Annotated in this window: 28 protein-coding genes; 13 read left to right on the plus strand and 15 right to left on the minus strand. The window is 38.1% G+C overall.

What is annotated here, in order from left to right; all coding sequences use genetic code 11:
* The first annotated feature begins 12 nt into the window (after window positions 1-12).
* Complete coding sequence (locus ACE1B6_RS19640) at window positions 13-570, plus strand: GUN4 domain-containing protein (protein WP_413258947.1); 558 nt, start codon at window positions 13-15, stop codon at window positions 568-570.
* A 65-nt stretch (window positions 571-635) separates the two neighbouring features.
* On the plus strand, window positions 636-1163 hold the full coding sequence (locus ACE1B6_RS19645; RefSeq protein WP_413258948.1) for a GUN4 domain-containing protein: 528 nt from the start codon (window positions 636-638) through the stop codon (window positions 1161-1163).
* Between the two features lie 114 nt (window positions 1164-1277).
* On the opposite strand, the gene ACE1B6_RS19650 is transcribed toward ACE1B6_RS19645, so the two are convergent.
* The 6 genes from ACE1B6_RS19650 to ACE1B6_RS19675 form a co-directional block, all read right to left on the minus strand.
* Window positions 1278-1700 carry a type II toxin-antitoxin system VapC family toxin gene (locus ACE1B6_RS19650; protein ID WP_413258949.1) on the minus strand — a complete coding sequence of 141 codons (423 nt, stop codon included), beginning with the start codon at window positions 1698-1700 and terminating at the stop codon, window positions 1278-1280.
* Window positions 1701-1732: 32 nt separating this feature from the next.
* Window positions 1733-2488 (minus strand): hypothetical protein, encoded by a 756-nt coding sequence (locus ACE1B6_RS19655; protein ID WP_413258950.1) that lies wholly within the window; start codon window positions 2486-2488, stop codon window positions 1733-1735.
* Window positions 2481-2819: a type II toxin-antitoxin system RelE/ParE family toxin gene (locus ACE1B6_RS19660; protein WP_413258951.1), complete on the minus strand. Its 339-nt coding sequence runs from the start codon at window positions 2817-2819 to the stop codon at window positions 2481-2483. The genes ACE1B6_RS19655 and ACE1B6_RS19660 overlap by 8 nt, the downstream gene beginning before the upstream one ends.
* Before the next feature lie 164 nt (window positions 2820-2983).
* Window positions 2984-3154 (minus strand): hypothetical protein, encoded by a 171-nt coding sequence (locus ACE1B6_RS19665; protein WP_413258952.1) that lies wholly within the window; start codon window positions 3152-3154, stop codon window positions 2984-2986.
* The gene (locus ACE1B6_RS19670; protein WP_413258953.1) at window positions 3151-3498 is read right to left on the minus strand and encodes a hypothetical protein; all 348 of its coding nucleotides are present in this window, start codon (window positions 3496-3498) and stop codon (window positions 3151-3153) included. Before ACE1B6_RS19670 ends, ACE1B6_RS19665 begins: the two co-directional genes overlap by 4 nt.
* A gap of 35 nt (window positions 3499-3533) precedes the next feature.
* A complete protein-coding gene (locus ACE1B6_RS19675; protein ID WP_413258954.1) occupies window positions 3534-3914 on the minus strand; it encodes a type II toxin-antitoxin system HicB family antitoxin in 381 nt (126 codons plus the stop codon).
* Between the two features lie 285 nt (window positions 3915-4199).
* Between ACE1B6_RS19675 and ACE1B6_RS19680 the strand changes: the two genes are divergently transcribed.
* Both ACE1B6_RS19680 and ACE1B6_RS19685 read left to right on the plus strand, forming a co-directional pair.
* Window positions 4200-4463 carry a FitA-like ribbon-helix-helix domain-containing protein gene (locus ACE1B6_RS19680; RefSeq protein WP_413258955.1) on the plus strand — a complete coding sequence of 88 codons (264 nt, stop codon included), beginning with the start codon at window positions 4200-4202 and terminating at the stop codon, window positions 4461-4463.
* Window positions 4450-4890, plus strand: coding sequence for a type II toxin-antitoxin system VapC family toxin (locus ACE1B6_RS19685; RefSeq protein ID WP_413258956.1), 441 nt, complete (start codon window positions 4450-4452; stop codon window positions 4888-4890). The genes ACE1B6_RS19680 and ACE1B6_RS19685 overlap by 14 nt, the downstream gene beginning before the upstream one ends.
* Window positions 4891-4921: 31 nt before the next feature.
* Here the strand turns inward: ACE1B6_RS19685 and ACE1B6_RS19690 are convergent, their stop codons facing one another.
* Complete coding sequence (locus tag ACE1B6_RS19690) at window positions 4922-7633, minus strand: zinc-dependent metalloprotease (RefSeq protein WP_413258957.1); 2712 nt, start codon at window positions 7631-7633, stop codon at window positions 4922-4924.
* 205 nt (window positions 7634-7838) lie between these two features.
* Between ACE1B6_RS19690 and ACE1B6_RS19695 the strand changes: the two genes are divergently transcribed.
* Window positions 7839-8330, plus strand: coding sequence for a DinB family protein (locus tag ACE1B6_RS19695; RefSeq protein WP_413258958.1), 492 nt, complete (start codon window positions 7839-7841; stop codon window positions 8328-8330).
* Between the two features lie 137 nt (window positions 8331-8467).
* Window positions 8468-8827: a hypothetical protein gene (locus ACE1B6_RS19700; protein ID WP_413258959.1), complete on the plus strand. Its 360-nt coding sequence runs from the start codon at window positions 8468-8470 to the stop codon at window positions 8825-8827.
* Window positions 8828-8842: 15 nt separating this feature from the next.
* Here ACE1B6_RS19700 and ACE1B6_RS19705 read toward each other — a convergent pair whose 3' ends face one another.
* The gene (locus ACE1B6_RS19705) at window positions 8843-9466 is read right to left on the minus strand and encodes a class I SAM-dependent methyltransferase (RefSeq protein WP_413258960.1); all 624 of its coding nucleotides are present in this window, start codon (window positions 9464-9466) and stop codon (window positions 8843-8845) included.
* Between the two features lie 114 nt (window positions 9467-9580).
* Between ACE1B6_RS19705 and hemH the strand changes: the two genes are divergently transcribed.
* The 3 genes from hemH to ACE1B6_RS19720 all read left to right on the plus strand — a co-directional run bounded on the left by hemH (window position 9581) and on the right by ACE1B6_RS19720 (window position 13403).
* Window positions 9581-10744, plus strand: coding sequence for a ferrochelatase (hemH, locus tag ACE1B6_RS19710; protein ID WP_413258961.1), 1164 nt, complete (start codon window positions 9581-9583; stop codon window positions 10742-10744).
* Window positions 10745-10939: 195 nt separating this feature from the next.
* A complete protein-coding gene (locus ACE1B6_RS19715; RefSeq protein ID WP_413258962.1) occupies window positions 10940-11077 on the plus strand; it encodes a hypothetical protein in 138 nt (45 codons plus the stop codon).
* A gap of 163 nt (window positions 11078-11240) precedes the next feature.
* Complete coding sequence (locus ACE1B6_RS19720; protein WP_413258963.1) at window positions 11241-13403, plus strand: SpoIIE family protein phosphatase; 2163 nt, start codon at window positions 11241-11243, stop codon at window positions 13401-13403.
* Between the two features lie 72 nt (window positions 13404-13475).
* On the opposite strand, the gene ACE1B6_RS19725 is transcribed toward ACE1B6_RS19720, so the two are convergent.
* A complete protein-coding gene (locus ACE1B6_RS19725) occupies window positions 13476-14051 on the minus strand; it encodes a DUF4126 domain-containing protein (RefSeq protein ID WP_413258964.1) in 576 nt (191 codons plus the stop codon).
* 286 nt (window positions 14052-14337) lie between these two features.
* On the opposite strand from ACE1B6_RS19725, the gene ACE1B6_RS19730 reads away from it, so the two are divergent.
* Window positions 14338-15624 (plus strand): Glu/Leu/Phe/Val family dehydrogenase, encoded by a 1287-nt coding sequence (locus tag ACE1B6_RS19730; protein ID WP_413258965.1) that lies wholly within the window; start codon window positions 14338-14340, stop codon window positions 15622-15624.
* 185 nt (window positions 15625-15809) lie between these two features.
* Window positions 15810-16949: a glycosyltransferase gene (locus tag ACE1B6_RS19735; RefSeq protein ID WP_459563064.1), complete on the plus strand. Its 1140-nt coding sequence runs from the start codon at window positions 15810-15812 to the stop codon at window positions 16947-16949.
* A 108-nt stretch (window positions 16950-17057) separates the two neighbouring features.
* Here ACE1B6_RS19735 and ACE1B6_RS19740 read toward each other — a convergent pair whose 3' ends face one another.
* Window positions 17058-18014, minus strand: coding sequence for a glycosyltransferase (locus tag ACE1B6_RS19740; protein WP_413258967.1), 957 nt, complete (start codon window positions 18012-18014; stop codon window positions 17058-17060).
* A gap of 89 nt (window positions 18015-18103) precedes the next feature.
* On the opposite strand from ACE1B6_RS19740, the gene ACE1B6_RS19745 reads away from it, so the two are divergent.
* Complete coding sequence (locus tag ACE1B6_RS19745; RefSeq protein WP_413258968.1) at window positions 18104-19753, plus strand: cyclic peptide export ABC transporter; 1650 nt, start codon at window positions 18104-18106, stop codon at window positions 19751-19753.
* Window positions 19754-19763: 10 nt separating this feature from the next.
* On the opposite strand, the gene ACE1B6_RS19750 is transcribed toward ACE1B6_RS19745, so the two are convergent.
* On the minus strand, window positions 19764-20252 hold the full coding sequence (locus ACE1B6_RS19750) for a NirD/YgiW/YdeI family stress tolerance protein (protein WP_413258969.1): 489 nt from the start codon (window positions 20250-20252) through the stop codon (window positions 19764-19766).
* A 408-nt stretch (window positions 20253-20660) separates the two neighbouring features.
* Between ACE1B6_RS19750 and ACE1B6_RS19755 the strand changes: the two genes are divergently transcribed.
* On the plus strand, window positions 20661-21503 hold the full coding sequence (locus tag ACE1B6_RS19755; RefSeq protein ID WP_413258970.1) for a nucleotidyltransferase: 843 nt from the start codon (window positions 20661-20663) through the stop codon (window positions 21501-21503).
* Between the two features lie 27 nt (window positions 21504-21530).
* Here ACE1B6_RS19755 and ACE1B6_RS19760 read toward each other — a convergent pair whose 3' ends face one another.
* The 4 genes from ACE1B6_RS19760 to rppA all read right to left on the minus strand — a co-directional run bounded on the left by ACE1B6_RS19760 (window position 21531) and on the right by rppA (window position 25353).
* Entirely contained in the window at window positions 21531-22751 is a 1221-nt protein-coding gene (locus ACE1B6_RS19760; protein ID WP_413258971.1) for a JmjC domain-containing protein, read from the minus strand.
* Window positions 22752-22767: 16 nt separating this feature from the next.
* On the minus strand, window positions 22768-23019 hold the full coding sequence (locus ACE1B6_RS19765) for a hypothetical protein (RefSeq protein ID WP_413258972.1): 252 nt from the start codon (window positions 23017-23019) through the stop codon (window positions 22768-22770).
* 148 nt (window positions 23020-23167) lie between these two features.
* On the minus strand, window positions 23168-24682 hold the full coding sequence (locus ACE1B6_RS19770) for a CHASE3 domain-containing protein (RefSeq protein WP_413258973.1): 1515 nt from the start codon (window positions 24680-24682) through the stop codon (window positions 23168-23170).
* Window positions 24679-25353, minus strand: coding sequence for a two-component system response regulator RppA (rppA, locus tag ACE1B6_RS19775; protein WP_413258974.1), 675 nt, complete (start codon window positions 25351-25353; stop codon window positions 24679-24681). The genes ACE1B6_RS19770 and rppA overlap by 4 nt, the downstream gene beginning before the upstream one ends.
* Window positions 25354-25371: the final 18 nt, after the last annotated feature.

Raw genomic sequence — 25371 nt, forward strand, 5'->3', positions numbered from 1 at the left:
GGAGGAAAATTTATGGTAGACTACACGACACTAAATGATTTACTCGCCTTTAAAAAATGGAAAGATGCGGATATAGAAACCGCTAGACTGATGCTAGAAATTGCTGGAAAAAAATATTATTTAGATTCAATTGCATTAAAGAATTTTCCATGTGATGAATTACGCACTATTGACAAGTTTTGGATTGATTATTCCAAAGGTCATTTTGGTTTTAGTATTCAAAAATCTATTTATCTACTTAAAGGAAATAGACTTGACGATTCATTAGACGCTTTGAAGTATTTTAACGAATTTGCCAATGCCGTAGGATGGCGAGATGCTCGTTTAGCAGAAAAACAACCAAAAGTTACTTTGCAAACACCTATTACAGAAACCATTAAGATGGAAGAAGATCTATGGTTACGTTATAACCAAATTAATTTTAGTTTGGATAGTCCTCCAGGACATCTTCCAGCAGTACATGGAATATTACAGGAGACGGAAAATTTTTGGAGAATTCCTTCTATGGCAAGTTCTTTGAGATGGAATCGAATAAACTTATATACTCGCCTGGAATCTTGTGATTTGTAAAAAATAGTTAACTTTCACTTCTAATCATTTTTACAAGTTTGAACCCTAGTAAGGACTGTATCTGTATGTCTGAAATAGAATTAACATCAACTGTAGGTATAAATTACAGTAAATTACGAGATCATTTGGCAGAACAAGATTGGAAAAATGCCGATGAGCTAACTAAGATTTTCATGCTCCTAGTGGCAGGTACAAAAAAGCAAAGTATAAATCCAAATTTGCAATTGAACTATCTAGACATGGATTGTATAAATAATTTTCCATGTACTGATCTACATACTATTGATAAACTTTGGACGCATTACAGTAACAATCGCTTCGGATTTAGCGTCCAAAAACGTATTTGGGATAGTCTTGGTGGAAGTTTTTATGCTCAACGAGATACATGGCGAAACTTTGGCGATCTTGTAGGCTGGCGAGATGGCAGTGTTCGAGGTGAATGGGGAGGAGGTTGGTTTTTCTATGAGCAACTTGATTTTTCTCTAACAGCACCTCTTGGTCAATTTCCTGTAGCCTGGACACATCGGGAGTCGGATTGGAAACAGCGACACATTGCTCTTATGCAGAGATTAGTAAGCTGTGGTAAATACTAAAAGATAATTGCTCTCAATATAAGCATAGAGGTAATTTTCAATTTTAGCAAGCCCTATTTAGGTTTTGAACTCTTTGTTACCTCTGTGTATCTTCATGCCGCAAAAAAGCATTATTCATTCTATTGTCCAATCTTCAAAAACTAAACCCGGAACTTTTTCAAAATCTCGACTATTGCGGCTGACTAAAATTGCGTTTCTGGAAATGGCGATTGCAGCAATTTTTAAATCTTGTGTACCAACACCAGTTCTTTGACGAAGCAGTTCTGCATAACAACTGTATGCTTCTTGGTCAAAATCAAGCAGATTAACTGTTTTGAAGTAATTAATTGTAGCTCGTAGCTTTGCGTAAGTTGATATTAAGGTATCTCTTGAATTAGCCCTTCTGATTGGATTCAGTCGTCCATACAATTGTTCTTCAAGGGTTATAATTGTTACAGCAAGTTCTTGAGGATTAGCTGCATTGACACGCTCGCTAACCAATGAATGTCCCCGTTGAAAGAGCGAGACACAATCTGTATCAAGTATCCACAAACTCACTTTGTTTTTCCTCGGTATTTAGTTGACGGGGTTCAATCCCAAACTATTCCCTTCATCCTACCTCTGAGGAGGTTTGTATCTGCATCCACAAGCTCACTTTGTTTCTCCTCAGCATCTAGTTGTTGGTAATAAGCCGCGTCTCGTTCTCGGCGATAGGCTTCAATATCTGCCGATACTTCATCAAAGTCAGGATCATCTTTGAACATTCCCGCAAATTTCATCCAAGGATGTTCGGGTTTTGGTAGTTCCACTTCTAAAGAAACTATTTCGGCTTTTTCTAAACGTGCTATTAAAAGTTCACGGGCATTTTTTATCGCTTCTTCGCGGGTAGCACCAGTAGCTTTGCAATCTGGTAAACCCCACACTGTCGCACTATATAAACCAGCTTTTATTTCTTCAATTATTACTGAGTAATTTAGCTGGTTCAGAGCTTCGGATTTGTTAAGCGAAGATTCAATATTCATAGGCTTTTTCTGGGTAACTCTTTCTTTATTATTTGACTTAACTGTGACTGTCAACTGAAAGCCTAAAGTATCCAGTAAAGCATTAAAACAATAAATTTCTTCCCCTTTATTTTCCGACAGCATTCTGTCAAGTTTACCATAGAGAAGTTTAGCTTTTTCTGATAGTTGATTCATTCTCTGATGTGCCTCAACTATATCTTTGAGTGCCAATCGTAAAACTTCTGGATCTGTCTCTTCCAAACAAGCCTCGATATAGGCAGCAGCTTTTAGAGGATCTTTAATCGATTCAATTAATTCTTCCTGATAACTTATGCTTCTAGCCATCGTCTCTACTCCTATAATCTACCCAGTATTCCTGCGCCTTACGAATATCTTGCTCCTGAGTACTTTTGTCCCCGCCACATAGTAGCAGTACTATCGTTGTTCCTATTTGTCCAAAGTATATCCGATATCCCGGCCCATAATCAATTCTTAACTCACAAACTCCTTCTCCAACTGAATGATAATCTCCTAAATTTCCGAGTCTAACTCGGTTGAGTCTTGCCCGTATTTTAGCTTCTGCTTTACTATCTCGTAACGCATCACGCCATTCTGAAAAAGGGCTTTTATTATCTGAAGTCAAGTAAATCCGAATTTCTTTTGGTTGCGCTTCCATATCTAGGCTTCAAAATAGCAGTGCCGAATTTTGCACCTAATCTAGGCTACCCAATTTCACTAACTTTCTCTCTCCTACCTTCCCTAATTTCTCGCATTCGCTTTTGATATTTTAATGTGATCGCTCAGAAATTTAATGGGATTTGTGATCGCTCTTTTTTCCCACTACTTAACCTCACTCACTTGCTGCTTTGTGGCTCTCCTTGATTCCAGACGACGTTGCCACTTATAAGCTATTTCTGTAGATAAATCACTCATTTCTCTTGCTTGCTGCTCAAAATCTTTGGCAAGTTCAAGCAGTTCAAGAAGTTTCTTTTCATCTGGTAATTGGTTCATTGTAATTCCTCCAAGTTATGAATAATTCTTTCTACCCTTATTTTAGTTTCCAGCGCCCGTCCCAATATATTTCCCAAATCTTCCCCAGCTTCTTGAATTTCTAATGCTGTTACATCATCAGGGGATATTAGCTCAATCGTAATCTGAATTTGTCTTCTAGAAGTTTCGACAAAGAGTAGACCCGCATTTAGATAAGCAAAATATTGAATAATTATAGCATTATCTGAAAAAATAGATAAAATTGACCTGACTAAGTTGCTTCCCTCTCTTGCTTTTTGTTCAATACTATTTAGTTCCTGGTTGAGACGATTAATAATTACTTCAATTTCTGGAGGAATAGGCATTTAGAGTAATTTTTAGATAACAACTACTATCATACTCACTTGTTGTTATCCTCCGCATCCATTTTCCGGTAATATTCCTCTAATTCTTCGTCAACTTCGCGTCGATAAGCTTCCATTTCCGAAAGCATATCATTAAAAAGAGGATTATCTTTATACATTCCCGCAAACTTTATCCAAGGATTTTCTGATTTAGGTAAAGCTATTTCTTGGACAACAATTTCAGCATTTTGTAACCTTGCTGTTAAAAGCTGGTTAATATTTGTTAGCGCCGCTTCCTTTGTATTTCCGGTTGTTTGACAATCGGCTAAACCCCAGACAGTAGCTTTATAGTTTCCTTCTTTTTCCTGTTCAATTATTACTGAGTAAGTCAATTCAGATAAATTTTCCCCGGAATCTTTTAATAAATTAGTTTTCATGATTTGAAACCTCTGCCATAATTTTTATGATTTTATTAAGTATAACCTACTGTCCAATCTTCAAAAACTAAATCGGGAATTTTTTCAAAATCTCGACGATCGCAGATGACTAAAATAGCATTTCTGGAAATGGCGATCGCACCATCACCACCCTACCCAATTTCACTAACTTTCTCTCTCCTACCTTAAACACTTGCCAAAGGAAGAAATTATAAACTACCCTCATAAGAGAAGTCGGATTTTAATGAACTCAGCTACAAATTTGAATAGGAGATAGATAACAATATGAACAGTATCACGATTGAAAACTTTGATGACGATTTAAAGAATCTTCTGCGAAAGCAAGCCGAATATCATGGACGTTCCCTGGAAGAAGAAGCAAAAGAAATCCTCCGCGCTGTGTTGACAGAAAACAACGAAAAACCATTAAATCTTGCTTCAGCTATTGAACGGCGCTTTGCCAATTTTGGAGATTTTGAACTCCCGATTATCACCAGAGAACCTCTGCGCGAACCTCCTAATTTTGAGGATTTACATGATTGTACTTGATACCAACGTATTGTCAGAACTAATGAAGCCAAAAGGATCGTCAGTTGTTCGTAAATGGGTGGCGGTACAACCGATGATGAATCTTTTTATAACTACGATTACTCAAGCTGAAATTCTCTATGGAATAGCTTTATTACCCTCTGGAAAACGTCAAAATGAACTTAACGAAGCGGCTCAATTGATGTTTGCTGAAGATTTTGCTGGGCGTATTTTACCTTTTGATGAAACAGCCGCAGTAGCCTTTGCTAAAATTGTCAGCCAAAGAAGACAGAGAGGAAACCCTATCTCACAATCTGATGCTCAGATAGCGAGTATTTGTTACACTCGTCAAGCTACTATAGCTACTCGTAATGTTTCTGATTTTGAAGGGTGCGGTATTACAATTATTAATCCTTGGGAACCAGAGCAAACTGAGGAAATACCATAAATTTATCGGGAAAAGCTCAAGGCGATCGCCTTTATCGAGACAACAAAGAAGCATTTAAGGTTTTGGTAATTCGATCGCTAATTTCCTCCAAATGAGCAGTTGTATAAATATCCAGCTGTTCCCCTGATTTTTTCAACTTGGCAGAAATCGCTTTTTGTAATTGTTTTAATTCGTACCAAGCGAGAGTTCGCCCATCTTCGGGAACGTCGGTTTTTCTTAACACCATTTCTAACAAAATCTCTAAGTGTTCTCTTTGCAAGGAACGGCGAATACTAGAAATTGATTTCAGTTCTTCTTTCCCTAAAACTTCTGTCCAAATGCTGTTTTGCAGAGTGTCAAATAATTCGGGAATTGTTAATGCTTCCCCTAGTAAGGTTTTTAGTTCAATGTCTAATAAACGATGTAGACGATCGCCTTCTAAGAGCGATCGCAAAATTGTACTTTGCAGGCGGTAAATGCGATCGTGAATCGGATAATCAAGGCGAGATATCGGTACAGGATTTCCCCAATGATTCCAACGCGAAGGTGCTAATTGATTTAGTAACTGCGGCGAAAAATTAAACGCATCTTCAGCAAATATATACTCATTTAAACTAGCTAAAGCTTCCCGTTGTTTTGCTAAATCTGTCGGTACAAATGCCCAGTTATTCACATCTAAAGCATAGTTGCGTCTAAAACTTTGCCCACCAATGTAATCTGCAATTAAATTAGCATTGCGAAAATAATAGATTAATATCTTATCAAAAACTGTGCGTAACTGACTGTAACTTTCGCCTTTTACCGGATAATGTTTATCAAGTTTCTGCCACATCAAACGAGCATTATCCATCTGCCATTGAGAATAAACCAAAACATCATTACTCATATCCCAAACATTAGCATTAGGATTAATATCCCAGATATCTTCATCAGTAGCATAAGCTAATTCCGGTTGTTTTGAACTACCAACAATTTGCTCTAAAAATGGTTTCTCAGCTTCAGGAATAATTTCCCCAATTGATTCAAAATTACTCGGTTTATAACCATACATAATCGCCCATTCATCATAAGGGCCAATTGTTGCGGGAAAGTAATCACCTTGCGCTGTTCCCTGTGGTGCTAAATTCACAGGTAAATAATCCATTACTGAACTAACTAAACCTTTAGAATGAGTAATTTCAGGATTATTTAATTCTGCTGGTGCTAACATTGTGCTACCATGAAAGTTGTGTCGCAAACCTAAAGCGTGTCCTACTTCATGAGCAATTAAAGAACGCAAATATTGATGTACATATTCCTGCATTTTCTCATCATCTAAGGCGGAATTTGGCATCATGGAAATTGCTGTTGCGCCGATCGCAGCTTGTAAAGAAGATTCTATTCCATAACAGCGATCGTCTGAAGTTTTAGGATTAGGCACTTTACAGAATCCTTGATGATTTGAAGATAATAATTGATTGATTTGGTTTGAATTTGCTGCAATTAAACTGCGATATTCTGGTTGTAAAGAACGCACCATATTCGCATCTACAATAATATCTGCATCTAATATTTCCCCAGTTAAAGGGTTAACTCTGGTTGGTGCTTTTGCGAAAAAAGCATCGATCGAATTAAACCAGCGAATCGTATTGTAACGCACATCTGCGGGATGCCAATCAGCATTTTCTGGCATTTGGCGCACTTGAATCGCATTAAGAAAACCTGCTTTTTCAAATGCTTTATTCCACATTAAAACACCTTCACGAATAGCATCTCGATATTCCAAAGGTACGGCATTTTCAATCCAAAATACGATCGGTTTTTTCGGCGGTGATAAAGGTGCATCATTAACCGATGGTTCCAAATGCCAACGATTAATATAACGGACAAAAGATTCCGTGGTATTATAATTTGATAAATCTTGATATGCTGTAATAAAATATCCCACTCTCTCATCAGCAAGTCGAGGAATATAACCGTTATTTTCGGGTAATTGGGAAAAACTATAGTGTACTTTTAAAGTCAATGCTCTGCTATCAGGTACAGTAATTAAATTTGCGCCTTGATTAGCAGAAAAATTGTAAATTGAGTTGATTTCGATGTTTTCAGGAAAGCTGTTAACTTCGCCAAAATATGATTTATTTTCAGCTAATTCATAATCAGCAAATAAGGAGCTTTTTAATAAGGGAGTTAATCCAGCAAAATCTTGGATTAACAAGTCATTTAAATTAATCAACAGTGATTTTCTTTGGGAAGAAACACTGACGATGGGAACGGAATAGAGAACTGAGTCGCTAAATGAACGAGTTAATGCTTTGTGTTCTGGTGTTTCGGAAGTGGCGCGAAAGTTGACGTTACGAATTACAAAATGGATGCGATTGTTGACGCGACGGAAGTAGAAGAGAAAGTCTTGTAAAGCAAGTCCGCTGTAAATTCCACTTTCGCCAATTCCTGAGTCTAAGGTTACTGTACCTAAGTAGTTTTTGTTTAACTGTTCTGAGGCAATTTCTAAGTAAATTCGATCGTCCTCTAAACTGCGATAAATTGTAAATAATCCTTCTAATTTATCTGTCTCTCTGATAACTTCGGAAAATCGCTGCAAGTCGTTAAATTTACTCTCTTTAAAAATATTCTCTGCACTACTTAAGTTTTCGATGATTGGTAGTGTGTTGAGTTGTTGCAAGTAAAAATTTACGCCTTGGGTTAATGCCAAGTAGTTACTTCCGAGTAAAATATTATACAGAAAAACAGTGCAGACAGATAACGTTGTCAACCAAGGTATCATTGTCAAACATCCTTCTAAGGCGGTTGATATGTTTGTAAACCGCTTAGCTAATTACAGCTTAATCTTTCTAGTAGTCTAGAACACACAGTATTTTTACATAGAATACAAGGAAAGCATTTTAACAGTCAATGGTTGTTTATTAATTTTCTGAAATTTTAATAAACTTGGGAAATAAATCCTGTGTAGTTTTTTACTAAACAACAATATGTTACAGAAGCACTTTCAAATGCTGGCGCGTTACAATACTTTGGCGAATCGTCGCGTTTATGATACTTGTGCGTTGCTTGCGGATGAGGAACGGAAGCGAGTTAGACCTGCATTTTTCAAAAGTATTCATGGTACGCTGAATCATATTATGGTGGGCGATCGCATTTGGTTAAGTCGCCTTACTGGAAAAGAAACTCCTTTTATCAAGCTGGACACAATTTTATATGAAGACTTTGCCGAATTAAATGCAGTGAGAATATTAGAAGATCGGCGTATTGAAGAGTTTGCTGCTGAGTTAACGGAAGAGTTTATCAAAGGGACGATGAAATATATAAATAGTCAGGGAAAGTTTTATGAAGATCCGGTTGAGTTATTAATTACTCACTTTTTTAATCATCAAACTCATCATCGCGGACAAATTCACGATATGCTAACTCAAACAGAAATTGCGCCGCCAGTTTTGGATATGCACAGAATTATTAACCCTTAAAAAGTACAAAAACTTAGTTTACCGAATTTTTGTGTAAGTCTCAAAATTTCCCATTGTTTAATTATCTCCTTCCTGCTTTCCAATTCATGTTTTTTCTTAGAATAGAACCAGGATGATTTAATAGTTAGGAGCCAATAATGATAATAAAGAAATTTCGCTTACTTTGCTTAATTCTGATTGTAGCATTGGTAATTATACCCATTCAAGTAAAAGCTCAAGTACCAGCAGGACTAGAGTCTCGTATTGCTAGATTAGAAGCGGCGAATTTCCAGTTACAATCGCAAATTAGTCGCCTAGAATCACAAATAAATCAACTCCAAGGGAGAAGTCCATCCAGACCTAATTTAAGCACTCCCGTTCGTCCCCCTACTTCCCCAACAGTTCCTTATCGGGGTAGCACATCTGCTTTATCTTCCGATCCCATGTTTCAAAGATTAGCTACTTTAGTAATCGAATTAAAGGAAAGAATTCAAGCATTAGAAGCAAAAATCAGTTGATATTTTAGTATTGATTCATTTCCTAACTTGAATTACCTGCAAACTTCCCCCAGCATACAAATGATGCTGCAACTCCTGAAAACCAAACTCTTGCAACAAACCCAGCAAATCAGTATTAATTAATTGCCAAGCAGTTTCCGTTTCAAACAACCACATAAATACAGATATCCCAGGCCAAAATAGCGGATTTGTCGGAGCATGAAAATCAACTAAAGTAAAAACTCCTCCCGGTTTTAAAACTCGATAAACTTGTGAGAAAATTAGCCTTAGCTGTTCGGGTTTCATTTCGTGCATGGCAACACTAGTATGTACTAAATCAAAAGTATTATCTGCCAAAGGCATATCTTCCGCAAAAGCTTGCACATAGTCAGCTTCCGGTACATTATTCTTTGCCCGTTGCAAAGATAAAGGAGAAGCATCCAACCCAGTGACATTCTGAGAATATTGCAATAAAACTTGAGTAGCTTGACCACTACCACAACAGAGATCCAAAATTTTACTCTGTGAGTTAATACTTAGTCCTTGTAAAGCTAGTTGACGAAATCGCCCTTCGCCACCCACACTTAAAGCGGCGATTCGGGAAATCGCATCGTAAAGCCATTGATACTGGTAACTCCAGCTACGTAAAATAGTCGCCAAACCCTTACTCCTACAAAATTGTGTATTTATAGTTGCTAATTGAAACAATTAAAGCGTTATATTGTTAAAATCGGTAACAAATATGAAAACATTAGAAAGAAAACTGTAATCATTATGGGGCGTACTGGGGTATTACTACTTAATTTAGGCGGGCCAGAGCAAATCGAGGATGTCCGACCGTTTCTTTTTAACCTATTTTCTGACCCGGAAATTATTCGCTTGCCTTTTCCCTGGATGCAGAAACCACTGGCATGGCTAATTTCTAGTTTACGCTCCAAAAGATCGCAAGAAAACTACTTGGCGATCGGAGGTGGTTCTCCTTTACGTCAAGTTACAGAAGCTCAAGCTACAGCTTTAGAAACAAACTTAAAGGAAAAAGGGGAACCTGTAGGTATTTATATTGGGATGCGTTATTGGCATCCTTTTACCGAAGAAGCGGTGGCGAAGATTAAGCGCGATCGCATCGACGAATTAGTAATCCTACCGCTTTATCCCCAATTTTCCATCAGCACCAGTGGTTCCAGCTTCCGTCTGTTAGAAAAACTTTGGCAAGAAGACCCTTCATTAAACCGAATTAATTACACTGTAATTCGTTCCTGGTATGAGCAACCCGGTTATTTACAAGCAATGGCACAGTTGATCGCTCAGGAACTTGACAAATTTGCTCATCCTGACGAAGTTACAATTTTCTTTAGTGCTCACGGTGTTCCCGTTAGTTACGTCGAAGAAGCAGGCGATCCTTATCAGAAAGAAATTGAGGAATGCACAGATTTAATCATGCAAACCTTAAATCGCCCAAATCCTCACGTTTTAGCATATCAAAGTCGGGTTGGCCCCGTGGAATGGCTCAAACCTTACACGGAAGATGCCATTCAAGAACTAGCTAACGAAGGCGTACAAAATTTATTAGTAGTACCCATCAGCTTTGTTTCCGAACATATCGAAACTCTGCAAGAAATCGACATTGAATATCGAGAAATAGCCGAAGAAGCAGGGATTCATAACTTCCGTCGAGTTCCCGCTTTAAATACTCACCCAGTATTTATTGAAGCTTTAGCAGATTTGGTACTTAATGCACTCAACTCTCCCAAAGTACAGCTTCCCCAAGTCACCCAAATGAAGAAGCAAGTGAAGATGTACCCCCAAGAACGTTGGGAATGGGGAATGACTACTTCTGCGGAAGTTTGGAATGGACGATTAGCAATGCTTGGTTTGATTGCTTTATTAATAGAGTTAATCAGCGGTCATGGCCCATTGCATTTAGTCGGATTGCTGTAAAACAAAAACTTAACCGTAGAAAGCCAAAAGTCAAAAGTAAATATATTTACTTTTGACTTTTGGCTTTCTAGAGGATTTAGCTCTCCAATTTGTTGCGTATAAGTTGCCCCTCGTAATTTAAATCTTTATAAATTCTTTTTGTATCTTTATCAAATCTTTGATTTTAGGTAAAGTAAAACCAAAAATGGTCAACCAATGCAGGAAAAGGTTACAGTGCTAGAGTGGGTGGAAGGTTTGTACGAGGAACAGGTGTATCAAGGAGATCTTGCGATCGCTTTTCCTCTGTTTGGCGCTCTCGATCTCCCCAGCTTACAAATTTTGCAGCAAAGATAAGATTAAATACTTTTTAGTTTTAGCTATAAAGACGATCGCTCACACTAAAATCGAGCTTAGTAGCGGCTAGCGCACTTTTTATACTTGACTGTGCGAAGGTGAACTTTATTTTTTTAGTCGCTACTTCGATCGCAAACAGCTTTATGGAAAAGTTTAATTAACAATGACCTACTCTAAATCCATCTTTAATCATAAATTTCGGCTCCGTACTACCCTAGTAGTACCCTTTGTGTTGCAAATTGTCGGTACAGTTAGCTTAGTCGGCTATCTCTCTTTTCGCAATGGTCAACAGGTGGTGAATGACCTTGCAGGTCAGCTACAGCATGAAATTAGTTCTAGAATTCAGGAACGAGTTCAGGACTACATGGAACCCCCGCACTTAGTCAATCAGATTAACGAAGATGCAACGCGGTTGGGATTATTGGATTTCAATGACCTGGAGAGTGGAAGGAAGTATTTTTGGAAACAGGTTCTTCGCTTTAAATCCATTGGTCATGTTGGATTTGCTAACGAGAAAGGTCAATATTTGCGGGTGGGATGGGTGAATCGTTCCGTTGGTTCGGAGCAACCGCAACTTGCAGCCCAACTTAAACTAGGAATTGGAGATTTAATTTATTACAAACTTGACAAAGACGGGAATCCTATTGAAGTAGCCAAGACTGTTGCCAATTATGATGTGCGTCAGCGTCCCCTTTATACCTCTGTGCTGAAGAACAATCGTGCTGCTTGGAGTGAAGTTTATATTAATTTTGGCTATGGTTCTTTGCAAATTAATGCCAGTTCTCCCTACTATGACCAGCAAGGAAACTTTATTGGCGTGTTTACTTCTCAGATTGGACTCGATCAAATTCGCAACTTTTTGCAAACTCTCAAGATCGGTAAGTCTGGTCAGGTTTTCCTGATTGAGCCATCTGGTGAATTAATTGCTACTTCCCTGGAGAATCAACCCTTGACAGTCGGTACAGGTGAAGCACAGAAGCGACTAAAAGCTCAGGAAAGTAGTAATTTAATTATGCGTCAGAGTATGGAGTATCTGAAAACACGCTTCTCGGATTTGCAGCAAATCCAAAAAACTACCCGGTTGAGTTTTAATTTAGAAGGTGAAAAGCAGTTTTTGGAAGTGTCTCCGCTGATCGATGAATACGGTCTTCACTGGTTAATTGTGGTGGTTGTACCTGAATCTGATTTCATGGAACAAATCAATGCTAATACTCGCAATACATTTTTGCTTTGTTTGGCGGCTTTGGGTTTAGCGATCGCTCTTGGTATCCTCACCGCCCGCTGGATTACTCGCCCTATAGAACGCATTACCCAAGCAGCTGAAGCTATGACAGACGGTAAACTAAGTCAGCACCTTCCACCTAGTCGGATTTTGGAAGTCGATCGCCTCAGTAACTCTTTCAATATTATGGCAAAACAGCTGAAAGAATCCTTTCATTCTTTGGAAGAGAAGGTACAAGAACGCACCGCTGAACTAGCAACTGCAAGTGCAGAAATTGCCGCACTTAACGATCGCCTCAAAGCCGAAAATCTGCGAATGGGTGCGGAACTCGACATTCTCAAACAAATGCAGCAAATGATTCTACCTACGTTGGAAGAATTGCAAATTGAAGGATTAGATATTGCCGGATTTATGGAACCTGCGGATGAGGTGGGCGGGGATTATTATGATGTGTTGCAAATTGATGGTGTGTTGACAGTCGGCATGGGAGATGTTACTGGACATGGGTTAGAAAGTGGCATTTTGATGTTAATGACTCAAACGGCTGTGCGAACTTTGAAAGAAATTCGAGAACAGGATACGGTGAGATTTTTAGCTACTTTGAACCGCACTATTTATAAAAATGTGCAACGGATGAATTCTGATAAAAATTTGACTTTAGTTGTGTTGAATTATGCTGAGGGAAAAGTTAGTATTAGCGGTCAACATGAGGAAACTATTGTAGTGAGAAATGGGGGAAAAATTGAACGGATTGATACGATCGATCTAGGGTTTCCCATCGGGTTGACTGATGAAATTTCCGATTTTATCAGCGATACAATTGTTGAGTTACATCCTGGTGATGGAATTGTTCTCTATACTGATGGAGTTACGGAAGCAATGGATATTCACAAACAGCAATATGGATTAGAGCGATTGTGTGAAATAATTGGACAAAATTGGTGGCGATCGGCTGAAGAAATTAAGCAGGTAATTATTGAAGATGTGCGAAAATATATTGGCAATCAAAAAGTTTTTGATGACCTGAGTTTACTAGTTTTAAAGCGGAAAAGTGAGGTTTCGGAGCAGGTGGAAGAAGCAGAAAAAGCAATGTTAGAAGTGTGATTTGGGCGATCGATAGAGGTGGAGATAGTTATTAATGTAAATCAAGCCGCTATTCTCCAGTCTCCCCATACCCTAATCCGGGTGATACTTAGGAGAATGCTTTTGTTTTCTATACCAGCGATACCATTCTCCAGAACTGCGAATTGCTAGCCAAAGTAACAGCATCGCAATTAATCCCCCCTGACTCGGTGCGTCAAAGGCTAATAAAACTAAAACCACGCATAAAGCATCTTGAATAAAGACTACCCACAGGGGTAAACCGCGAAGGCGAAAAAACCAACCTATTTGTACAAGTTGCAACACCAAAGCTAGTAATCCACCGATCGCACCAATCAATAAAATCAGCCATTTATCCAGGTTAGCGGTTTCAGCCACAAAAGCGCCTACCATTCCACCTACCAAAGGGCTAAATAGCAAGTGAATAATTTGCAAAATGCGTTGTCCAATTAGTTTTTTAGAAGCAAATAATTCAAATAATGACCAGCTGGTGAGTATTCCCACTACTACCTGTGGATGAATCAGCGAAAGTAGCGGTACGCGAGACCAAAGATTGTCCCCTTGCAAAAGTCCAATTAATAATAATGGTAGGGCGATTCTCCCTACCCCTACCGCAGCAGCAGCTGAAAGCGCAGCAAGGAGTGCAATCATATTGACTGTTCTCTTAAACAAAAAGGGGAAACATAAGTTTTTGACTTAATGTTTCTTATTGTAAACCTTTTCTGTTGATAGGTTCTTATGTAGGCTCAAAGATAAATATGTTACTAATTGTCTGTAAAAAGCCGCAGAAGAGTAAAATTTGTTTCCCAAGCTAAAACGAAATGCTACTAGCTTTTTGACCTAAAAAATGCTGAGTTAGGTTTTTGGCTTTTAAATCTTGCGACAAAAGTATAAATTTTCGTGCTTCAATATAGCTATTACAATTTAACAGTGCATCATGGATAAAGCTTTATTTACCGATGCTAGTCAAAGATTAGAAAAGGCTTTGAGTTATGTTTCTATTTCTGAGGATGCGATCGAACATTTAAAATATCCCAAAGCTAGTTTACAAGTATCAATTCCTGTCAGAATGGATGATGGATCTTTAAAGATTTTTTCTGGTTACCGAGTGCGTTACGATGATAGTAGAGGGCCAACCAAGGGAGGGGTGCGTTATCATCCCAATGTATCATTAGATGAGGTAACATCTTTAGCATTTTGGATGACTTTTAAATGTGCGGTGTTAAATTTACCTTTTGGTGGTGCTAAGGGTGGAATAACTTTGAATCCGAAGCAGTTATCGAAATGGGAATTAGAAAGGTTGAGTCGGGGTTATGTGGATGCGATCGCCAATTTTATCGGCCCTAATGTAGACGTTTTAGCACCAGATGTTTACACTAACGAAATAATTATGGGTTGGATGATGGATCAATATAGCACCATTCAACGTCAAATTACCCCCGGAGTTGTTACCGGAAAACCTGTTACTATTGGCGGAAGTTTAGGGCGAAATACGGCGACGGCAACCGGAGCTTTTTATGTAATTGAAAATATTATGTCGAAGTTCGATCGCTTACCCAGAGAAACAACGGTAGCGATTCAAGGATTTGGTAATGCAGGTGCAGAGTTAGCAGAATTATTGGCGAAATTTGATTATAAAGTAGTAGCAGTTAGCGACTCTCAAGGCGGAATTTATGCCAAACAAGGCTTAGATATTCCCAGTATTCGCCGTTGTAAACAGTTCACTAAAGGAATGCAAGCTGTCTATTGTCAAGATACAGTTTGCAGCATTATTGAACATAAAACCTTGACAAATACTGAGCTTTTGACTTTAGATGTAGATGTCTTAATTCCCGCTGCTTTAGAAAATCAAATTACTGCTGAAAACGCTGACAAAGTAAAAGCTAAGTTTATCTTTGAAGTGGCAAATGGTCCGATTACTACGGCAGCCGATCGAATTTTAGAAAAAATGGGAGTTTATGTATTTCCTGATATTTTAGTGAATGCGGGTGGAGTCACAGTCAGTTATTTTGAATGGGTACAAAATCGCAATGGTTTGTATTGGACGCTGCAAGAAGTAAATCAAAGATTGAAAGAGAAAATGATGACCGAGACGGAGAATATTTGGCAAATTTCTCAAGAGTTTGGTGTTTCCCTACGAACTGCTGCTTATATTCATGGATTAAATAGATTGGAAGAAGCAATTAATACTAAAGGAACGAGAAATTATTATGTGAATGGGTAAACAGATTTATTACCCAAGTTGAATGTTTATTAGACCTCTCCAATTTTTCCAGGTAACGCACCTTTAATTTTTAGAGATGTCTATTGCAGATGATTGGGGCTGATAAAGTTTATAAGGTAACTGACGATCGCCTTTTCAGCTAATATTTATAATATAAACTCTACCATAGTTAGCGAAAGTTATCAGTGATGCTGTTTTTCCAAATTGTTTTGCTAATCTTAATTAGTGGATCGATCGCCTTTTACATCACCTGTGCTCTCTGCACCCTGCAATTTTTCACTCCGAAAAAACCAGTGATAAAACCTTCGGAAGAGGGAGTTTCGCTGCTAATACCAGTTTGTGGTATTGATGAGGGAGCTTGGGAAAATTGGTCATCATTTTGCCAGCAAAATTATCCGAATTATGAAGTAATTTTTGGAGTGTTAGATCCCGAAGATGAAGCGATTCCTTTGTTAAAAGACTTAGGGGCGAAATATCCCGATCGCGTCCGTCTCTTAATTGGACTAAAACCAAGAGGTATCAATTACAAAGATAGCAATTTAAGTTATCTTTTGGAAGCTGCTCAAAATGAAATAATCATCTTTGCTGATAGTGACATTCGGGTAATTCCTGATTATATTAGCATTGTCACTGCTCCCTTAGAAGATCCCAAAGTTGGCATGGTAACTTGTGGATATGTCGGCAAAAATCCTGGGACAATAGTAGCAGCTTTAGCCTCCTTTGGGCGGTGTTTTGATTTTATTCCCTCGGCGTTGATTTCTGCGGCTATTGATGGCGGATTTCGGTTCGCTGTAGGTCCAACAATGGTAACTCGTAAAACAACTTTAGCAGAGTTTGGTGGATTACATTTAAACCGGATTGGCTCAGATTATAATTTAGCTAAAAGAGCCGTAGAAGCTGGGTATAAAATTGAATTTTCTCAACATATTTTAGAGTCAGATACAACTGGCGAAAGTTTTCGGTCATTCTTTCAAAGAGAGGTACGTTGGGCGAGGACAATTCGCTTTAATCGCGGTTCACAATACTATGGAATGGTGTTTTGCTATGGCACTGTACATAGTATTTTGCTACTGTTGATATCGGGAGGACAAAGTTGGACGATCGCTCTTTGCCTAGCAACTTTTATCATCCGCTACATTCAAGCTTTAATTGCCATTTTTAGCATGAATTGTCCTAAACTTTTACTGTGGCTTTGGTTACTTCCCTTCCGCGATATTATTAGCCTAATTGTTTGGACACTCGGCGCTTTTGGGCAACAAATATATTGGCGTGGCAGATGGTTAACAATTGAAAAAGACGGTTTAATTACTCAGGTGGATAGTTAAGGGACTGGGGACTGGGGACTGGGGACTGGGGACTGGGTAATTTTGAAGTCGCCAGCACTTTATTTATTGATGTTCCCGGTTCCCGGTTCCCACTTCCCTTATCTCACCTTAACTTGATAAAATTAAGTCTTTTTCTTCCCCTACTTGATAAGTATTCAGTAAGTAATTGGGCTGAAAAACGGTGATCAGATAACCGATTACAATTAGTGCGATCGAACTAATTATAATTGGGATAGCAAAAGGCAAGTAAACTAAATGCAGCGGTTGTTGAATTAACATACCGCTGAGTCTTTCCCAGAAAGCTTGCAGTTTACTTTTCGTGTCCAACATTAAAGTTGAGTAAGATTTACCCGAAGTAGAAATAGCGGTTTTTAACAGAGATTTTTGCCAGAAATAATCATGTCCCATCAGTAAAAAACGCCAGAAAAAATGCGAAAGCCCCGATGGAGGTGCATGATTTGCCTTAGCTTGCGGTTGTTGCCAAATTGTGTAACCTTGCTCAAGTAAATTATAAGCATGAATCACGCAATTGCCACGATACAAGGGAAGATCTAAAGGAATAGGATGTTTGAGAAAAAAATCTTTGCGAAAAGCGACATTATTCAAAAAGTATTGGGATGTTTTAGTTAAACTTTTTTTCTCGGAATATTGGGGAAAAATGTAACTCAAAGCCATTGCTGTACCATAAGGGCCGCTACCTCTAGTTACTGTTTCTCCAGCTACGATTGCGATGTCATCCCCCTGAGTAAAGGAAGTCAAGATATTTTTGAGCCAATCTTTTTGGTAGATGCAGTCAGAATCGCAGTAAACTACTATTTCCCCTGTCACTAGTTCCGCCCCCAGCATTTTGGCTCCGTAATAGCTAATCTTAGCGTTGGTGTAGTGAACTTTGATCCAAGGATACTGTTGACAAAGCTGTTTGAGTAACTCAGGAGGTGTATCGCCACTTTCAAGTAACAAGACCTCGTTAGCTAAATTGGGGGATACCTCCTGATTGGCGAGTGAGTTCAGAGATTTCGCTAAATCTTTGGGATTAGCATTAGCCAAATTTTCCGTTTCGATCACTATCGAAAAACTAGGTAACTTATGTATCAATTGTGTTTGTAATTGCTCCATCAGAAAAATTCTCCATCACACCTAATTAGCAATTTATTATGAATATAATTTATTTTCTGTTGCAATCTTCTTGGAAAATGGTCACTCTGGCTATTGTCACAGGTTTTTTAAGTGGTGGCAGTACGGCTGGTTTGATCGCTCTGATCGGGAATGCAGTCAGTAACAATAGTCACTTTTCATTGGCAGTGCTGGCTTGGGGTTTTATCGGCTTGGTAGTGGTGGTGTTGCTAACGAGTATTTTCTCTCAAGTGGTGTTAATTAAGTTAGCTCAGGATGCTGTTTTCCAAATGCAGTTGCAGTTAAGTCGGCAAATTCTCGCTTCGGAGTTAAGTCAGTTGGAAAAATTAGGGACACCAAGATTGTTGGCGACTTTAACGGAGGATGTGCAAGCGATTTCTCAGGCGGTTTTTGTTTTACCTTTGATTTGTATTAATTTAGCGATCGTCGGTGGCTGTTTACTTTATATTACTTGGCTGTCGCCGCAAGTTTTGCTGATGATTTTGGTGTTGTTAGCGATCGCTATTTCCAGTACCAACTGGTTCTTCAAAAAAGGCAGAGAAATACTAGCACTAGCCCGTGAAGAACAAGATATACTCTTTAGTAATTTTCGCACAATTTCCGAAGGAGTCAAGGAATTAAAGTTAAATTACCAGCGCCGTCAAGATTTTTTAGAGGAAGATTTAACAGTGACAGCGGCGAATTTTCGCCGACATAGTTTTCGGGGTTTATCGCTGTTTGCAATTCATAATATTTGGGGTAAATTAATCTTTTTCTTTGCCATTGGTGCGGTTTTATTTTTATTGCCTAATCTAATTACTATTAACCCAAAAATAATCACCGCTTATGTCTTGACATTCACTTATATGATTTCGCCAATGGAACTGATTGTGAATAAATTACCTTTATTAACTAAAGCAGATGTCGCTTTCAAAAAAATTGAGGTGTTAGGTTTAGCTTTGGCTAGTTCTGCTGAAGGAGAAGCAGTTATCCCAGCAGTTGTGGAGTCTGGTAATCAAAGTTTACAACCAAGTTGGCATAGTTTAGAATTGCAGGGAGTGACTCATGCTTATGGAAGCGATCGCGAAGACCTAGAATTTATCCTTGGCCCAATTGACTTAAAATTTAAACCGGGAGAAGTTGTCTTTTTAATTGGCGGAAATGGTAGCGGTAAATCTACTTTAGCTAAACTGATTACCGGACTTTATATTCCCGAATCTGGCAAAATTTGTTTAGACGATCGACAAATTAATAAACAAAATCGGGAATGGTATCGTCAGCATTTTTCCGTCGTTTTTTCTGACTTTTACTTATTTGAAAGACTGTTAGGTTTTGCTCACTACGATCTTGATTCCGTCGCGGAAACATATTTACGCCAACTGCAACTTGACCACAAAGTAACAGTAGAAAATGGAAAACTTTCCACCACAGCACTTTCTCAAGGACAGCGGAAAAGATTAGCATTGTTGACTGCTTATTTAGAAAATAGACCAATTTACCTGTTTGATGAATGGGCCTCAGATCAAGACCCAGTTTTTAAAGAGTTGTTTTACACAGAATTTTTGCCTAGACTCCGAGATAAAGGTAAATTGGTGTTAGTAATTAGTCACGACGATCAGTATTTTGATTTAGGCGATCGCATTATCAAACTCGACTATGGCAAAGTAGTTTATGACAGTGCTTTCGCCTAAAATCAATTGACTAATCATCTCGACTTTCCCAAGGAGGTGGGCCAGATCGATCGCGAATTTTGATTTGTTCGCCGTTCGATCGAATAATTTTAAAAGCGTCGAGTTCATCGTCATCAAATTCACCGATAACTGTCAGCTTTTCCCCTGGAGAAACGTTGATTTTCTTCCACCAACGAGGGCCAGGATCGACAATCAATTCACCCGTGCCATCATTGACAGTAAACTCATTACCAACCACACTTTTAACTGTGCCGGAAATAGTAATTGTTTGGGAATTTTGCTGTAAAGTGGCGATCGAAACTGGTGTTTGAGTATTTCCCACAAATGCCATACTCTCAGTTTTTCTCGGTGCAGGAGTAACTGGAGAAGTCGCACCTGATAACTCAGAAGGTGAAGATGAAATTTCCTCCATTTCCGATGGATTTGGTGGTAGTTGTAAACAGCCTGTAAGCAAGCTCAAGCCAAAACCATTAACAGCCAAAATTAAGAATTTTCTCATTTTTTACATCAACAGGGAACTGAACAACTTAGAGGGAAAAACCTAGTTTCTTAACCTAATTCTCCGATCGAAAAACCAGGTTTTTTAGGTGATGGGGCTTAACTCTTAATTCTTTTAATCTTGTCCTAAAACACCGACTTGAGTTACTGAACCTCAGCTTTAGTAATAGTAAAAGCATCAAAATCATCATCATCCATATTTCCAACTAAGGTAAGTTGCTCACCAGGGTTAACATTAACAGGGTTATCTCCATCCGGTGAACCATCTACTAAAATTGTTCCATAGCTTTCATTTACTAAGATAAAAGGAGAATGTTTCAGAAAAGTGACAAGTGAATAAATTAATATTTATGCTTATCCAATGAGATGATTATCGATGTATCATTAACTAGAGATAGTCTGAATCAATATGAATGCTATTCTAAAAACTGGTGAATTATTGACAACCGATGCCCAAGGATTTATCATCAATCCCTGTAGCTTTGAGAAAATTTCACCACCTTGGACAGCAATTATTGCCGATCTAAAAATTGCTTATCTAGAAATTTTCGCCAACCAATTACACAGCATATATATTCGCGGTTCTGTTCCCAGAGGAAAGGCAATTCCTAAAGTTTCGGATCTGGACAGTTTAGCTGTAATTTCGGGAAACTTAGAAGAATGTCAATTAGCAAAAATTCGGCTAGCTTGCAGAAAAATTAAACATCAATATCCTTTTTGTAAAAATGTTGATTTTCTCTGTGTGAGCTACCAAGAAATTATGGAATCAGAATCTACTTTAAAAATGTTAATTAAAACTCAAAGTTTATGTATTTTCGGTGACGATCTAACTCTGAGTTTACCGAATTATAAACCAGGAATTGAGATGGTAAGCCATGCTTTTGAGTTAGGAGAAGACTTAGAAATTTTACAAGATGAGTTGCAGTGCTTGGGAAATAACGATATTTTTTATTTTAAGTTTATTAAAGATCGTTGTGCTTGGATTATGAAGCGGATTGTGAGGACGGGTTTAGAATTAGTAATGTTAAGAGAACAGGTTTATACTAGAGATTTATATCCTAGCTATTTGTTATTTTATAAACATTATCCAACCCAAGAAAGATATATGAAAAAAGCTTTAGAACTAGCAATTAATCCTTCTGATAATCTGGCTGGTTTGTTGATATTTTTAAGGGAATTTGGCAGTTGGTTGGTTAGGGAAGTTGAAAGGGTAGGGTGCGTCAGAAAGTTTCACACTGATGCTGTGACTTAGATTTGTGTCTGACGCACCCTACAAATATTAACTATCTGTTTCTACAAAGATGATTCCTGCTATGACTAACTGAGAGAGTAGGGGGATAGCTTCTGTTTCTAAATCTAAGTCGGGTGCCCATGTTGCTAAGTCAAAAAGGCTGAATTTGTAATGATTGAAGATGTTAGCAATTAGTTGTAAAGGGACTCCTTTTAAGGAGATTAATTGATTGTCAACGGTGATGTTGTATTCTCGATCGCTAATTTCTACAACTCTAACTTGCTGATATTTGGGGCGAGTAAATTGGGTGTCGAAACCGCGATCGAAAATCCCAAAACCTGCTTGAAATGGCAATGAATATTTTGCTACTGGAGGAGTTAACGTATTTAAGTAATCAGCATATTTTTTGCTCGCTTCCCGATCTTGCAAATAACCGATTAAATTAGTAATTAAATCTTCTAATTTCTCCTGCAATTCAACGGTGTTTCTCTCCTGAATAATTGGCAAATTTTCCCGCCATTCGGACTCATTTAATAATTCATCAACTACCCAGTTTAAAAAATCAATCCCTGTGTGACAATCAATGCCTAAAGTTAAATGTAAAGAAGGTCGATCTAAACTTAAAGCATAATGCCAATGTCCGCGAGGAATATAAAGTAAATCACCGGGAGTAAGTACAGTTTTTAAATATGGTGGTTCATCAGGTGGTAGTTTTCCATCAGAACGATTTTCTGATAAAGGATACTTGATTGTATCGGAAAAAAGATACCATTCTTTTGCACCATCAATTTGTAAAATGAAAACTTCGTGGGTGTCATAGTGGCAATCAAAACCTTGTTGTTCTGGGGGAGAACAATATAAATTAATCTGGGTTTTGTGACCAATTTCTGCATGAATAGCGGTGGTAAATTCGGCGAGTTTTGGTACTAATTCATGTACTTCATCGATAATCATTGTCGCTCCTTTTTGGAAGTTTTTTAACCAAGTTTCCCCGGTGGTTTCGGGTAAGGTTTTTCCGTCCAATGAGAAACGAATGTTAGGATAGGTTAGTTTGTGAAAATTGAGCAGGTAATTAAGTTGTTTCCAGGAAAATAAATGCTGGAATTTTTCCTGATTTTGCTGGGAGATTACAATGCCTTGTTTTTGCCAATTTTCTGCAAAAAATTTCTGTGTTGGGTAAGGATAAAGTAGGGAAGATAGAGTTTGCATGGGGATGGCGATCGCATTTTGTAATTTAAACTTTTGAGATGGACAAATTGCCCATCTCATGATAAATTTGATTCAGTTAGCGGCGACGACGACCACGACCTTGATCGCGATCGTAATCATTGTTAAAATCTTGATTATCACGATTAGATAAAATAATTTCTCTGGGATTTCTTTGGTTAATCTCTCTAATTTCCATCTGCATTGTTGCTCTTTCAACTTGAGAATTATTTTCCGAAATACTTTCTAATGTGGCGGCGTTAGTAAATACGGGAATTAACAAGTTAGAATTTGCAGCTAGTAGCAAACTAAGTAATGTTTTTGAGTTCATAGTTACCTTACCTTTCCTTGTTGGTAAACTGTCGTTAATTATCAAGTTACAAAGGAAATGTGACAAAAAAATGACGCACTCAAAAACATTGTACGTAGTTGCACTTCAGTGCTAAAGAAAGGCGCTGAAACGCAACTACGTACCTTTTTTACAGCGATAGTCTCATTGTGAAGGTCGATCCTGTTCCTAAATTGCTTGTGGCGCTGATTTTACCTCCGTGAAGTTGTACGATTTGTTGAGCGATCGCTAATCCTAAACCAAAACCACCCGTCGTCTTTTGTCGCACTCGATCGACTCGATAAAAACGCTCAAAAATATGCGGTAAATCTGCTGACGGTATTCCCATTCCACTATCTTTTATTTGTAAGCAAACTTCCGATAAATCTGTAAATAAGCTAATGGTAATATTGCCTTGTTCGGGAGTATATTTACAAGCATTCTGCACCAAGTTAAATATTGCTTGTTCTAATAAATCCGGTGCGGCTTTAATCAACACAGGAATTTTTGGTAAATCCCAAATAATCTTTAAGTTTTTGGCGGTTACTTCTTCATGACAGCGATCGACAATTTGCCAAAGCAACTCATTTAAATTAATCTCCGTCACTGTTTCCGGTAACTGTTCGTAGCGAGCTAAAAATAATAAATTAGCAATTAAATTACTAATTGATTTCGTTAAATCGACAATTTTTTCTAATCTTTTTCTCGGCTGAACTGAGTCTTCATGAGGTGCTAATAAACCAACTTGAGCATTACTTAAAATTGCTGCGATCGGGGCACGGAGTTCATGAGAAGCATTAGCCGTAAAACGTTGTAATTGCTCATAAGCATTTTGTAACTTGTGTTCAGCTTCTAACTGAGCTTCTAAAGCTGCTTCTAGCTTCACATTACTTGCTTGTAAATTGCCTCTTTCCCAAGCCAGTTCTTTTTCTAAACGCGAGAATAAATGAACTGTTAAAAAACCGCCAATAATCCCAATTAATGTTAAACTAAATAAAATTAACCAACCCAGAGTTTGATAAAAAGCTAAATGTTGTTTTCTGACTTGTAATAATCGTTCTTCTTCCGCTTGAAACAAAGCAATTTTCTGTCTTGCTGCATCCATTAATACTTTACATTCTGCTAACCAATCATACAATTCGCTGTAAGAAAAACGCCCTTGCAAGGGAGATTGATAATATACATCCTCATCAATTTCTGCGCGTTGATTTTGTTCTCTACTTATCCATCCTCCGGGGGTAACTTTCGCATCCATTTGCGCTAGCTTTCTTTCCATTAGCGTCAAATTTTGCTGGACTAAAACTTTAATTTCTTTAATTTTTTTAGATTGATGGGGATTATCAGAAACTAGGAATTGCAGCATTTTTAAGTTTTTGGGAATTTTAGCGATCGCCTGACTATAAGGAGCTAAAAAATCTGGTCTTCCGGTCATTGCATAACCGCGCATTCCCGTTTCTGCATCGATTAAACCTGTGACTAAACGCTTAGTTTCTAAACGCACTCTTTGCGTATGTTTTACCCAAGCTTCATCTTCCACCAAGCTAAGTTTTAACCAACCAAAAGTTACCAAAGTCGCAATTAAACAAGTAAAAGGAATAGAAATAATTAACAGTCCTCGTTGCTTAACTGGTATCTTTTGCCAAAGATGATAATATTTAATCATCATTGATTTGCTTGGAAACGATAACCCATTCCATAAACCGTTTCTACCCATTCTGACGCACCAATAATTTGCAATCTTTGTCGCAGTCTTCGGATCAAAGTTGTCACAGCATTACTTTCCGGTTCTTCTCCCCATTGCCAAATATTTTGTTCTATTTGATTGCGGGTTAAAATCTGATTTGGATGGCGCATTAAGTACTCTAACATTTGAAATTCTCGCACCGAAAGTTGTACAGTTTCTCCTTCACGTTCGACTGTCAAATTACTTAAATTTAATTGTAAATCGGCTAATTTTAGTGTATCACCTGTCCACAAAGGCGATCGCCTCCCCAACGCCCGCACCCTTGCTAACAACTCAATCACATCTACAGGTTTTACCAAATAATCATCAGCGCCAGCGTCTAAACCTGTTACTTTATCTGCGATCGTATCTTTTGCGGTTAACATTAACACTGGCGCAGTTTTCCCCATTTTACGATAATAGCCACAAAGTTCTATCCCGCTAATTACAGGTAACATCCAGTCTAAAATTAGCAAATCATAATCTTTTTCCGAAATTAACCACTTCGCAGTTTCACCATCTTCTACTCCATCAACTAAATGTCCCACTTGAGTTAGTGCGACTGCTAGAGGTTCTAATTGTTCCGGATCGTCCTCTACGAGTAAAATTCTCATTTTTCATCAAGAATTGTG

This window comes from Floridaenema fluviatile BLCC-F154 (assembly GCF_041929135.1).
GTDB lineage: Bacteria > Cyanobacteriota > Cyanobacteriia > Cyanobacteriales > Aerosakkonemataceae > Floridanema > Floridanema fluviatile.